This window comes from Paenibacillus phytorum, assembly GCF_013141715.1.
Lineage (GTDB): Bacteria > Bacillota > Bacilli > Paenibacillales > NBRC-103111 > Paenibacillus_E > Paenibacillus_E phytorum.
Map to the genome: position 1 here is coordinate 1 of NZ_WHOA01000237.1, position 13,066 is coordinate 13,066.

Consider the following 13,066-nt stretch of genomic DNA (forward strand, 5'->3'; position numbering starts at 1 on the left):
TGTACATCAAAATCAGCTAAAAAGAGCCAATATACCGCCAAAGCGCCAAAAAAGATGTACATTTTGCAGCAAATTGCTAGATACGAAACAAATTCATCCAATTACTTGCACAAAATGCAGTAAAATGTCCGAATGTGCTTTAAAAAGCAGGATTTCATCGACTACCACTAGCACTGATAAAACCCACCGTAACCCATCTCCGTAATGTCGCTGCGCACGATGGTCTCGCCCGCGCAAATCCGCGGGAGCAGCACATCAAAGGACGTGTACGGGTCGTGCATCACGCAACCCGGCAAGCCCATTATCGGCACATCGCCCAGATAGCCGATCATCAGCATCGAGCCCGGCAGCATCGGCGTGCCGTAGCTGACCACGCGGGCGCCGGCCTGCTTGATCGCACCCGGTGTGCGATCATCCGGGTCCACGGACATGCCGCCCGTGACCAAAACCAGATCCACGCCCAGCGCTAGCAGCGCGTGGATCTCCCCCACAATCGCTTCGCTGTCATCCGACACGAAGCGCTGATCTACTACCTCGGAGCCGAGCTGCGCCAGCTTCTCCTTCACAACCGGGCCGAATTTATCTTTGATTCGGCCCTTGAAGACCTCGCTGCCCGTCGTAATAACGCCGACGCGCAGCTTGCGAAACGGCTTCACCTCAAGCAAGGTGAAGCCCTCCTCACGTCGAGCAGCAGCCAGGCGCTCGACCTCCGCAACCTTCGCTTCGTCCACAATCAGCGGGATCACCCGCGTGCCGATTAACGAAGCGCCTGCCTGAACGACCGTGTTGCTGCGAATCGTCGACAACACAACCTCATCGATAGCGTTCACACTGTCGACGAACGCCTTATCGATCTTGACCAAGCCGTGAATCGCCGATTTCACGTTCACTTTGCCCTCATGCGGCTCCGTCAGCGTGAGCCCATCCCCAGCAATGGCCTTCGCCATACGCTGCGCAGCTTCATCTTCATGGAGGTAACCTGGCTGCAGCTCCATCAAATAGATGTGCTCCTTGCCAATGCTGAGCAAAGCAGGAATGTCCGCTTCCGTCACCTGATGCCCTTTGCGAAACAGCCGTCCCTTGAATTCACCTGGCAAAATCTGCGTAAGATCATGGGGCAAAATCATGCCGATCGCATCTTCGACCTTGACTTCTCGCAGCATGGATTCATGTTCGCTCACCCATGGTCACCTTCTTTGCCTGTCAGAATCCCCAGCGCATGCGGAAGCTGATCGATAATCGCCATCAGATTCTCCTGCACGCCTTTGGGGCTGCCCGGCAAATTAATGATCAGCGTGCGCCCGCGGATGCCGGATACCGCTCTGGAAAGCATCGCTTTCCGCGTTTTTTGCATCGAAATCATTCGCATGGCTTCTGCAAAACCAGGCGCAACTCGGTCAATCACATTGAGCGTTGCTTCCGGTGTCACATCTCGGGGAGCTAGTCCCGTACCGCCAGTCGTTAAAATCAAATCTGCCTGATAATAATCCGTCATTTCTATTAATGAAGCCATGATTTCATCCATCTCATCCGGAACGACCCGGTATTCGATGATCTCGCCTTGAATTTCCTCTTCAATCAGCTCGCGGATTACCTGAGCGCTAGTGTCTTCTCGTTCTCCTCGGTAACCGCGGTCACTGGCTGTCAAAATCGCAACTTTCCAGTGCATCCTTCGTCACCTCTCCCTTGTTAACTGAATGAGATAACCCCACTAACCTGAGTGATCGTCGACTTTCATTTCTATGAAAAAAAGTGCTTTATCTGTCTAGTCGCGTCACTGTCAACTATCTTGTCTGTGAAAATCCCCGTTTTTGCCGCCTGTTTTGAGGACAAGCAGCGTGGAGCTGATAATCATATCCTTCTCTACTGCTTTGCACATGTCGTAGACGGTTAGAGCAGCGGCAGATACGGCTGTTAAAGCCTCCATCTCAACGCCAGTCGGACCCGTCGTCCGAACAGTTGCTTCTATGTATAGTTCATTGTTGCCATTATCAGCAAACTGAATATCAATGCCGGTCAGCGCAATCGGATGGCACATCGGAATCCAGTCTGACGTTTTTTTGGCGGCCATGATGCCAGCCACTTGCGCAACGGCGAGGACGTCGCCTTTTTTCATTTTACCCTGCTTAATTAAATCGAGCGTCTCGCTCTTCATAATTAAAGTGGAACGCGCGGTAGCCGTACGCTTCGTCTCTGTTTTGTCCGAAATGTCGACCATTCGTGCTCGTCCCTGCTCATTAAAATGGGTTAATGGGGAAGAATCGGGCAAAGCACTCACCTCTATTTTAGGTTTCTGATTTGAAGACCATTTTGCTCTCGGTGACGATCCCGTCAACTCGGAAATCATGCCAGGAAGAAGGAACCGCAGGAATCAATTGATTATCAAAAGCGGCCGCAACCGCAAATGGTCTCTTAAGCCCGCGCGCAGCAAATAGCTGCATGAAGCGATCATAAAAACCGCCCCCATAGCCCAGTCTTCCGAAATCTAGATCAAAAGCAAGCCCTGGCACTAAGATCATAGATAGGGTGGACAAATCGTGCTCAATCGGCACCTCGCTGCGAGGTTCTCTGATGCCATATGCCCCGCTTTCCACATCTTCATAGCTGCTTATGACATGCAAATTCATTGTCTTCGTATCTGCTACAACCTTCGGCACAAGCACACGAATTCCCTTCTGCCAACACCATTCCATCAGAGGGGCAACATCCGGCTCAGACCGAAAAGGCATATAACTCATGATCGTAGGCGGAGCGGACGTTTCATTCTGTCCATGCCCAAGAAGCCTATCGCTGCATAGTTTTATCAATCTTTCATTTATGCGCTGCTGCTTCTCTTCACGTTCTTCAGACATGATGGAGGAGCGCAGTTCTTCCATTTCTTTACGTAATTCGATTTTCCGCTCTCGGATGTTCATACTAGCTTCAGCCCTTCCCTAACGAGGAGTGGTTTCCCCCATTTTAACATAAACAAGGAAAAAAACTATACTTGCACTGGGGACTTCAGTCGAATGAGCGTTATTACGGGAAAATGGTCCGAGAATATCGTCGGAATCGCCCATGAAGTTTGGACATTTTTCCTATTCGTGAAGATGTGATCGATCCTTTTTCCATCCACAAATGTCGATTTCACATCAGCTCGTAATGGCACATTGGTGAGCTGATCTGTGTCTATTTTGAACGGAAAGGAGTCTAATTCCATATTAAAATCCCCCGCGACAACAAGTGGGTCATCATAGTTTGTTACCATTTCTGAAATGCGAGCAAGTTGAAGGCTTCGATCCTCTTTGGTCAGACCCAAATGCGTGGTGGCTATTCGAACAGGTTTAGAATTCACCTTGATTTTTACCTCTAACAGACTTCTAGTTTCCTTATTACCTGGAAGCAGCGTATAACTGCTGTCCTCAATCGGATAACGGCTCAGAATCGCATTGCCATATTGCCCGGCCGTATAGGTTAAACTAGGTGAAAAACGCATATCCATCCCAAGAAGCTCGGCCAATTCCTTCGCTTGATCCACATACCCGCTGCGCCAGCGGTAACGATCCACTTCTTGCAAGGCGATGATGTCGGCTTTTTCATTTTGAATGAGCTCAGCAATACGTTGTATATTTACTCTACCATCTAAACCTTCACCGTGGTGGATATTAAACGTCATAATCGTGAATGCTGCTGGGGAAGTGGTTGAACTAGACGCGGGAATTGCAGATATGGCCTGCCTCCCATTATCTGATGAGCTTGTTACTCCTTGACATAGAAATATCAACAGAAGCAGGACCAAGAACATAAAGCCTATATTCTTAGCATGCCTCAAAAGTACCATTTACCCATCCCCCACCCATTCTGATCTATGCAAAATTAAGCATACGATGCCCTCGCGCATGGTGTATACTAGTGAATTGATGGGATTTATAAGCCAACGAAAAGGCGGGCAAGATCAGGTCCTTTCATTAATAAGCAGGAGGTAGCAGCAGATGCTATTACAGGTTTCTAACATTTCAAAAAGCTATGGGGTACGTTCCGTACTCTCCAATATAACGCTACAGATCGAAAACAGGGAACGGATCGGTTTAGTTGGCGTGAATGGCGCCGGCAAATCGACGTTGCTCCAAATTATTGCCGGCGAAATGTCCTATGACAGCGGTGACTTATTCAAGGCGAAAGAAACGAAAATCGGCTATTTGAAGCAAAATAGTGGACTGCATACGGACAAGTCTATCTGGAACGAGCTGCTCAGCGTGTTTAGTTCCTTGCTGGAAACAGAGCGAGAGCTTCGAGAGCTTGAAGCGTTAATGGCAGATCCTGATCTAATCTCGGATGAAAAAAAGTACGAAACCACAATGAATCGTTATGCTCAGCGCTCCGAATGGTTCCGTGAACATGGGGGCTATGAAATTGAAGCGAAAATCCGCGGCATTTTGCACGGGATGGGCTTTGGACAATTTCCTCCAGATACGTTAGTCAAAACGCTTAGCGGCGGTCAGAAAACAAGGCTTGCCCTTGCCAAAATGCTGCTCGAAGAACCCGATCTGCTCATGCTCGATGAGCCGACGAACCATTTGGACATTCCGACGCTAACTTGGCTGGAAGGTTATTTACGCGGCTATCCGGGCGCTATTCTGGTCGTATCTCATGACCGTTTCTTCCTCGATGCTTTGGTGACTTCTATTTATGAAATTGAGCGAAATGCTTCCAAACGATATACCGGGAACTACTCCCGATTCATCGAGATTAAAGAAGCTAATTATGAAATCGAAATGAAGCAGTTCGAGAAGCAGCAGGATGAAATTGCAAAGCTGGAGGATTTTGTTCAGCGCAATATTGTGCGTGCTTCCACGACGAAGAGAGCGCAGAGCCGCCGCAAGCAGCTGGAGAAAATGGATCGACTCGATAAGCCGATGGGGGATTTGAAGCGGGCTTCGTTTTCTTTTGAAATCGAGCAGACTTCCGGCAAGGAAGTGCTGCAGGTTGATCGTTTGGCGCTTTCCTATGATGGAAAGAACCGATTGCTCGATGGCGTCTCCTTCCAGCTTCGTCGTTCGGAAACCGCTGCACTCATTGGACCCAATGGTGTAGGTAAATCCACCTTGCTCAAAACATTAATTGGTCAGCACAAACAAGACGCAGGCACCTTCAAATGGGGCGCTGGCGTCACGATTGGCTATTATGATCAGGAGCAAACAGGACTGACCCCGACTAACAACGTGCTGGAGGAAGTGTGGAACACATATCCGCATCTGGAAGAAGCACGCATTCGGACTGTGCTCGGAAGCTTTCTTTTTAGCGGCGAAGATGTGTTCAAAAAGGTTGCGGCCTTAAGCGGCGGGGAAAAAGCGCGTGTAGCCTTAGCAAAGCTAATGCTGCAAAAAGCGAATGTTTTGATCCTCGATGAGCCTACCAACCATTTGGATTTGTACAGTAAAGAGGTTTTGGAATCGGCATTGATGGATTACGAGGGTACTCTCCTCTTCATCTCCCATGACCGTTACTTCCTGAACAAAATGGCTGAGAGTATGCTCGATCTGCAAAAGGATGGGCTTACGAGCTATCTCGGCAACTACGACGATTACGTGGAGAAAAAGGCCGAGCTCGCCGAGATGGAAGCGAAGCGTCTGGCCAAAGAAGCAGAGAAGAAGGCTGCTGGAGGCAGCGGTGCTAGTGCTGGAAAAAGTGATCCCACCAGCGGTGGTGGGTATGAAGCAGACAAACTGGCGAAGCGCGAAGAACGCAGCCGCCAGCGCAAGCTGGAGCAGCTCGAGCTGGACATCGCTCGGCTGGAAGACGAAGTGTCCGCCTTGGAGGCGGAGCTTGCTGATCCAGCTGTGTATAACAACTATGTGCTCGTTCAAGAGAAGACCGCTGCGGTAGATGAGCGGAAGAGTGCACTCGCTGCTTGTTATGAGGAGTGGGAGCTTTTGTTGGCTTGATGGGTTATCACTTAGCGGATCAATGCCTCGGAAGCGGGAATTTGTTGGACTGAGAGCGCGAAATTGGGCCTCTCGGGCTCCGTTCCGCTCGTGAGGCAGCCTAAGGGGATCTAAAACGACCTCTCAGCTGCTCAATGCCTCAATGGCGGGGTTTTTCTGAGCTGAGAGCGATGATTTCGACCTCTCAGACGCATTTCCGCTCGTGAGGCAGCTTGAGAGGATCTAACACGACCTCTCAGCTGGTCAATGCCTCCGTGGCGGGGGTTTTCTGAGCTGAGAGCGATGATTTCGACCTCTCAGACGCATTTCTGCTCGTGAGCCAACCTGAGAGGATCTAACACGACCTCTCAGCTGCTCAATGCCTTAATGGCGGGGGTTTTCTGAGCTGAGAGCGATAATTTAGACCTCTCAGACGCATTTCCGCTCGTGAGGCAGCCTGAGGGGATCTAAAACGACCTCTCAGCTGATTCTTGTCCCTATGAGCGGGGATTTACCGCGCTGAGAGAGCTTATTTGTTTCTCTCAGACCCGTTTCTGCTCGCTCGTAAGGTTGCACGAGAGTCCAAAAAGGACCACTCACCTTAATCCATGCCTCGGAGGCGGGGATTATCTGTTTCCAGCTCCTGCAATCGCAGGAGTTGCATCGGTACGGCGACGAAGATGATCAACGTCGCTGCTGCAACAATGCCGGAGTCGTTAAGCAGCAGCGCTGCGATGGCTCCGATCATATTGGCCGAGAACCCGTACATCCAGTACGGGTATTTGTGCTGCCACAAGCGGAGTCGGCCGCGGGGACGGAGCACAAGTACAGCCATGACGAAGAGGCTGGTGATGAGCACTTTGCTCCACGCGGATGCACGAAGCAAGTGCACGTTCATCCGCAGCTTGCGCTCGATCAGCTGTCCGATCTGATCGAAGTGCCCGGCGTGCAGCGCGTGAAACGCACGCCCGACATGGCTCTCCCGCGCGAATGCCGCGGGAGAATCGGCGCTGTTGAGCAGCCACAGCGCCCCAAGCCCCAGCGCGAGCAGCGCCGACAGCAGGGCTGCGCCCCTGCCTAGGCGCAGCTCGCTCCAGCGTTCGCCGGCGAAGCAATGCGCGCCGGCTACGCCGAAGGCGACCGCGGCGCTCAAGGCGCCGCCCGCGTTCGCGCCCAGTGACGGTGCCGCCAGGCACCCCGTCACGAGCAAGAACGCCCCGCACGCGAGCAGCGCGGCGGCAGGCGAAGCCGCCGCGACTCCGAGGCGCGGCGATGCCTCCCTCTTCCCGCTCCCAACAAGGAGCGGCTCAATCCCACCAAGCCTGCGCAGCGCGGGCTGCCCACCTCCATGACGGCGCTGCAAAACCGCCGTCACGCCTAGAACGAGGGCGCCGATCAAGACGCCCATGTACTCATTCCCGATGCCGTAGTAGCGGGCACCGATCATCGGATCATAACCCAGAATGGAATATTTCATAGCATGGGCCCCTGTACTGCCATCCAGCGTTATGATCAACGCGTTCCCAAGACCAAGCCAGATCATGGCTGTGGATAGGCGGCATTTTTCCATAACTGCAGAAATTAGCAGCGTGCACACAATAAAAACGGCAGTCAGCACCCCCATCGTTCCTTCTATCCCTATTTTTGTTGTCAGAGGAACAACCAACCAGCCCATCAACAGCATAACTGCAGGCGCCGTGGGCAATGAGAAAAGCAGCGTACGCACACTCCTGCGCCAAGGTAATGCCCTTCCTTCAAGATATCCAGTGTCTGCCTGTCTTTTTTTAATCCACAGACCATACATCAAACTCAAGAGCAATACGAGCATTTCATAAGTAACAAACGGATATAGCAGCAGCGGCCTACTGCGGTAAATCATCTGCATGCTGCTCTGTTCCCTGATAAGCCCAGCAAGAACGTCATTTTTCCCCATATAGGATAAAGGAATGCCCATCAGCCCACTCGGCACCGGGATATTGAACTCTTTTAGCAATGAACTTGTGAAATCTTGCGCCGTGACTACACCTTGCCTGCGAGTAGATTCCGAAACTAATATTGCTCCTCTGCTGTCGTTCGTGTAATGAAGGATAGGAGATAAATAGGCTTTGGCTCTAGCCGCCTCACTATTCACTTCCGGAGAGAAAATCCACATGCTTTCCTCCTCCGTCATTCCTGCTACCACTTGACCTAACCATTGATCCATTTCCCTCAATACTTGCCCTTTCAACTGCGTGAAACGTTCTTCGTTGTAATGCTCTTTATCCATGTAAAGTCTGTACAAATCACCTAATTCGACTAGTGTAATACCGGACAGCTTCCTTTTTTCCCACAAAGAACGCAATTGTGCATAATTGGCACTAACACCGTATGGTCTATCCACAACCACAGTTAAGACGTCATCTCCGAGTGCACCTTTGTCCACAAAACCATTGGAATCCATGAGCATAAGCGGACTGTAGCGCCGCAATTTCTTTTCTTCGATGCCTGATCTCTTCCCTAAATCACTGCTTCCCAACACGGAACGAACAACACCATACTCCTTCAACAATTCCCCTAGGATACCTGTTCCATATGCTTGGTTCTCATTAGCCCGCTGCAGCAACGTGATGTCAGGCACCAGTACTGCGTCAGCTTCAACCTGTTTTTCTTCCTGGCAGCAGCCTGTGTAACGATTCATAAGTTCGGAAAAACGAATACCTTGCTTTGTTTCTTTTGCTTCAAAAGCCTGCACTTCTGCAATGCCTACGGAAGGTGCTCCTGCTCCCAACGAGATATACACGTCTCTCATCGTTCGGCTTGATGTACGAATGTTCATAGCCCCAACTGCACTTAACTCCGTCAGCCGGCGTAAATGGGGGAGCTCCGCAAGTTGATCGGGTCGGAGCTCCATGAACGATAAACCCGGTATTGAAACCACCGTTACCTGCTTGGACTTTACTTCGTTGTGGATGGATTGGTCAAAACCAGCTGCTATTCCCTCCGCACCTGTGGACAACTCTAACAATAAAGTTAAGATACCCACAAATATGCCTGCTATTTTTACTTTCAAGTGTATTCACCCACTGTTTTTGCTTTTAGCATTTTCATCCAAGTGAAAAGCTATCCACTGCCGGATTGTTCCGATAATTTAAAGTGGGATGATTTTATGCCCAATTACTTATCCACATCGTTATCCACAAAAAAAGAGAGGCAAAATTCGCCTCCCTCCGCGATATTCCTTCGTTTTCCACAATCTTATCCACATTGTCCACAAAAAAATGTGAAAAAGTTATTCTTCTCCGTACTCTTTTAAAATCGTTGGTAACCGTGGGTTTGCACTAGTTATGCACATTGTACACAGGGTATGTGAATAACTTTGCACACAAGCTGTGTATATATCTAAGTTTTCTTACAATTTGATATTGTTTAGTCGTTTATCACGCTGTCGTGGCTTCGGTTGGAGCCGATACGCTATTTTTCATACGAATAGCTTGGTTGCAAGCTGAGATAAAAGCTTTCGCTACCGCAACAAGCACATCCTGGTCTATGCCTGTATTTTTGTAAGTTTGGCCGCCCACTGAGATGGTGACTTCCGCTTCTCCAGTTGCTTTTTCACCTGTGGATAACGAATGAAGCTCCAGATCGGAGAAATCCACAGCCATCGGAATCGCTTGTCGAAGGCACTGCACGATTGCTTCAATCGGTCCTTCACCTGTCCCCGAGTACACATTTTCAACACCTGTTTGATTGTTCTTTACCGACACAGAGGCAACACGATTGCGATCACTGCTGGAAACGACTTGCATATGTGTTAGTGTAAATGGCTCCATTTGCCCATCAACTGTTGAGCCCACAAGCTCCATGAGCTGATCGTCAGTCACCATTTTCTGGTCATCTGCTTTTTCTTTGAATCTGGTGTACAGTGTATCCAGTTCTTCTCCTGTAAGCTCAATGCCAAATTGTCCGACGCGATGCTTCAGCGCGTGACGTCCCGAATGCTTGCCAAGGATGATCATGGACCGTGGAATGCCTAGCTTTTCTGGATCCATAATTTCGTACGTATTACGGTTTTTCAGCAGCCCATCTTGATGGATACCTGCTTCGTGCTGGAAGGCATTACGGCCGACAATCGGCTTATTGTACGCAATGGGGAAGCCCATGATGCGGCTGACCATTTTGGATGTGTTAAAAATTTCACTGGCTACGATCCCTGTTTCCACGCCCATGGTCATCTTACGCGTCTCAATGGCCATAACGAGCTCTTCGAGAGAACAGTTGCCTGCGCGTTCCCCTACACCATTAACAGTTACTTCCACATGTGTGACTCCTGCAGCAATAGCTGCAAGGCTGTTCGCAACAGCAAGGCCCAAATCATTATGGCAATGCGCGCTGTACTCCACGGTGTCGCCGCCTCTAACACTTTGGCGTACTCTACGGAACATTGCACCATATTCTTCTGGAAGCGCGTAACCTACAGTGTCAGGGATGTTTAGTATAGTAGCTCCCTCAGCAATGACCGCCTCGAGCACTTCAAACAGGAATTCGTCCCCTGTTCGCGTTGCGTCCATTGGTGAGAATTCGATCCGATCAACGAATTGCTTCGTATAGGCGACCATGGAGCGAGCCATCTCTACCACCTGTTGACGGGATTTGCGAAGTTGGAAATCCAGATGGATGTCCGACGAGGACAGGAACATGTGAATGCGTCTTGAAGCAGCATCCTGTGTGGCTTTTACCGCCGAGTCAATATCCGCTTTAACAGCGCGGGCGAAGCCGCAAATCTCTATGCTTTGCAGTTCACGTGAAATTTGCTGCACCGCCTGAAAATCGCCTGGACTTGATATCGGGAAGCCCGGCTCGATGGTATCCACCCCCATTTTCGCAAGCTGCCTTGCGATACGAATCTTCTCTTCCGGATATAGTGAGGCTCCTGGCGCCTGTTCGCCATCTCTTAGTGTCGTGTCAAAAATGCGAATACGTCGGTTCGTGTTTGTGTTGTTGATTTCCATGGTTATTCCTCCTCAAGGTTGGGCCAGACCTGCTGGCAATTATCTTTTATGGTTTGAAAATGAAAATGAATCGTGCTACGACTGACTTATGTGTCTCCACGTTACTTTAGTGCTGTTTTTCATCGCTAACGTAGGTAGCTTGGGCTTTTCTGAGACTTTAGTGATGTTTTTCATGCTTAAATCACTTCTTTTGAGGCAGTTTCCATAAATGCTTCCTTGTTACGGATGTTTTTCATCACTACAGCTGCCAATACTGGGCGGACTGTGACTTTAGCGATGTTTTTCATCGTTACAGAGACTTGCTGAGATAAGTCATTCAGCCACCTCAAAAAAACAACAAAAAGACCCGTCATCTCTACATAAGAGACGACGGGTCTTCACCCAGCGCGGTACCACTCTTGTTGGCTCCAAGTCACGGAGCCCACCTCAGACATAGTGCAGCAAAACTAACTGCTGCAACTACGTCACCCGATCACGGAGGTCATCCGTTCATCCCTAACAGCGTAAAACTAGCTGATCAGGATGACCGCTTCCAAGCGAGTTCGGGGCATTCACGGTCTGCGTCGCATCAACCCGCAGCTTTCTGTACCGTACAAGTGAGCCCTTACTACTCTTGTTCATCGCGTTTTTGTATATGTTTTCCTTACTACTTGTTCATCAAGTTGGTTATATGTTCATATTCCTTCTTCGCATTTGTTCATGTTCGCTTCAAGTTTCAGAACAACCAAAAAAGCCTGCCATCTCTATAAAAGAGACGACAGGCTTGAACCTTCCGCGGTACCACTCTAATTGATCCGAGCTGTTACACTCGAAACCACTCATGTACCTGATCACGGGGGTCAACCGTCAAGACCTACTTGGGTGCTGGATCCTTGGCATCCTTATCAGTCTTACCGCTCCCGGGCGAGTTCAGGTACCGTTTCGTCTGTGCTTTCACCAAGCGCACAGCTCTCTGAGCGAAACTACTGTTCCTTACTAATCCCGTTCGTTGCGTTTGAAAGTATTGATTGTGATTATAATATGCAGCTTTGGCAAAGTCAATACAGTTGTCAGAAAATTTATTTTATTGCCCTTACCACTCTTCAAGCTTGAGCTGAGGCTCTGCCTTCAGTTCCATGGAGTCGAATTCCTGCTTGTCCCACTTGAGGAAAGCGGCTGCGCCTATCATCGCAGCGTTGTCCGTGCAGAGGCCTAGCGGCGGCACGAGCAGCGGCACATTCAGCTGCTCGCAGCGCTCGGCGAGCCTGCTGCGCAGTCCTTTGTTCGCCGCGACACCGCCCGCGAGCAGCAGCTGTTTCGCACCGTATTCACGCACGGCGCGGTCAGCCTTCTCCACAAGCACGTCGATGACGGAGGCTTGAAAGCCCTTGGCAATCTGCGCGACTTGAACGGCCTCGCCGCGCATCTTGCTTTGGTTGACGACGTTCAGCACAGCGGATTTCAATCCGCTGAAGCTGAAGTCGTAAGAGTCTGCCTCGAGCCATGAGCGAGGCATCTTGATCTCGGACTCGGCTTCCTGTGCAAGCCGATCCACGTGCGGTCCGCCCGGGTACGGCAGGCCCATCGCCCGCGCGATTTTGTCGTAGGCCTCGCCAGCCGCATCATCGCGAGTTCGCCCGATGATGCGGAATTGGCCCGGCCCCTCCATCAGAATCAACTCCGTGTGACCACCGGACACAACGAGCGAGATCAACGGATACTCGAGCTCATGCACAAGTTGATTCGCATAAATATGTCCCGCAATATGGTGAACACCAATCAGCGGCAGGTCTAAGGCACAAGCTAGCGCTTTGCCCGCAACGACGCCTACTAACAGGGCCCCGATTAATCCGGGTCCCTCGGTTACGGCAATCGCGGACAGCTCCTGCAGCGATACGCCCGCTTTCTCGACGGCTTCCTCCAGCATCCATGTGATCGACTCCACATGTTTACGGGAAGCCACCTCCGGCACCACACCGCCATAGCGTTGGTGCGTTTCGATCTGGCTGGAAATCACATTGGAACGAATGATTTTACCATTTTCGACAATGGCTACGGAAGTCTCGTCACAGCTCGTTTCGATGGCCAAAATATAAACCGGCTTCGTGACGGGAGCTTCTTTTTGCTGTTGTCCTGTTTCACCCTTTTGTACATCTGTATCTATCCGCTGTCCCGTTTCACTCTTTTGCTCTTGCC

At 50.4% G+C, this 13,066-nt stretch carries 9 protein-coding genes and 2 other annotated features; of the genes, 1 reads left to right on the forward strand and 8 read right to left on the reverse strand.

What is annotated here, in order from left to right; genetic code table 11:
• Positions 1–167 precede the first annotated feature (167 nt).
• The 5 genes from GC098_RS32475 to GC098_RS32495 all read right to left on the reverse strand — a co-directional run bounded on the left by GC098_RS32475 (position 168) and on the right by GC098_RS32495 (position 3,820).
• Complete coding sequence (locus GC098_RS32475; protein ID WP_171648182.1) at positions 168–1,163, reverse strand: molybdopterin-binding protein; 996 nt, start codon at positions 1,161–1,163, stop codon at positions 168–170.
• Between the two features lie 14 nt (positions 1,164–1,177).
• Positions 1,178–1,669, reverse strand: a complete 492-nt coding sequence (locus tag GC098_RS32480; protein WP_029197035.1) for a MogA/MoaB family molybdenum cofactor biosynthesis protein — start codon at positions 1,667–1,669, stop codon at positions 1,178–1,180.
• A gap of 111 nt (positions 1,670–1,780) precedes the next feature.
• Entirely contained in the window at positions 1,781–2,269 is a 489-nt protein-coding gene (moaC, locus tag GC098_RS32485) for a cyclic pyranopterin monophosphate synthase MoaC (protein WP_261306573.1), read from the reverse strand.
• A gap of 16 nt (positions 2,270–2,285) precedes the next feature.
• Positions 2,286–2,915, reverse strand: a complete 630-nt coding sequence (locus GC098_RS32490) for a 5-formyltetrahydrofolate cyclo-ligase (protein WP_171647990.1) — start codon at positions 2,913–2,915, stop codon at positions 2,286–2,288.
• 65 nt (positions 2,916–2,980) lie between these two features.
• Entirely contained in the window at positions 2,981–3,820 is an 840-nt protein-coding gene (locus GC098_RS32495) for an endonuclease/exonuclease/phosphatase family protein (protein WP_171647992.1), read from the reverse strand.
• Between the two features lie 151 nt (positions 3,821–3,971).
• Between GC098_RS32495 and GC098_RS32500 the strand changes: the two genes are divergently transcribed.
• The gene (locus tag GC098_RS32500) at positions 3,972–5,924 is read left to right on the forward strand and encodes an ABC-F family ATP-binding cassette domain-containing protein (protein ID WP_171647994.1); all 1,953 of its coding nucleotides are present in this window, start codon (positions 3,972–3,974) and stop codon (positions 5,922–5,924) included.
• 580 nt (positions 5,925–6,504) lie between these two features.
• On the opposite strand, the gene GC098_RS32505 is transcribed toward GC098_RS32500, so the two are convergent.
• The 3 genes from GC098_RS32505 to tsaD form a co-directional block, all read right to left on the reverse strand.
• On the reverse strand, positions 6,505–8,952 hold the full coding sequence (locus GC098_RS32505) for a hypothetical protein (RefSeq protein WP_171647996.1): 2,448 nt from the start codon (positions 8,950–8,952) through the stop codon (positions 6,505–6,507).
• 367 nt (positions 8,953–9,319) lie between these two features.
• Complete coding sequence (locus GC098_RS32510; protein WP_171647998.1) at positions 9,320–10,891, reverse strand: 2-isopropylmalate synthase; 1,572 nt, start codon at positions 10,889–10,891, stop codon at positions 9,320–9,322.
• Positions 10,892–11,250: 359 nt separating this feature from the next.
• Positions 11,251–11,521, reverse strand: a binding site (T-box leader).
• A gap of 117 nt (positions 11,522–11,638) precedes the next feature.
• Positions 11,639–11,889 (reverse strand) — a binding site (T-box leader).
• Positions 11,890–11,963: 74 nt separating this feature from the next.
• On the reverse strand, positions 11,964–13,034 hold the full coding sequence (tsaD, locus tag GC098_RS32515) for a tRNA (adenosine(37)-N6)-threonylcarbamoyltransferase complex transferase subunit TsaD (protein ID WP_171648184.1): 1,071 nt from the start codon (positions 13,032–13,034) through the stop codon (positions 11,964–11,966).
• Positions 13,035–13,066: the final 32 nt, after the last annotated feature.

Coding starts and splice junctions, on each gene's coding strand:
- GC098_RS32500 (WP_171647994.1), top strand. CDS start 3,972: ATGCTATTACAGGTTTCTAACATTTCAAAAAGCTATGGGGTACGTTCC.
- GC098_RS32495 (WP_171647992.1), bottom strand. CDS start 3,820: ATGGTACTTTTGAGGCATGCTAAGAATATAGGCTTTATGTTCTTGGTC.
- GC098_RS32480 (WP_029197035.1), bottom strand. CDS start 1,669: ATGCACTGGAAAGTTGCGATTTTGACAGCCAGTGACCGCGGTTACCGA.
- GC098_RS32490 (WP_171647990.1), bottom strand. CDS start 2,915: ATGAACATCCGAGAGCGGAAAATCGAATTACGTAAAGAAATGGAAGAA.
- GC098_RS32475 (WP_171648182.1), bottom strand. CDS start 1,163: ATGCTGCGAGAAGTCAAGGTCGAAGATGCGATCGGCATGATTTTGCCC.
- GC098_RS32510 (WP_171647998.1), bottom strand. CDS start 10,891: ATGGAAATCAACAACACAAACACGAACCGACGTATTCGCATTTTTGAC.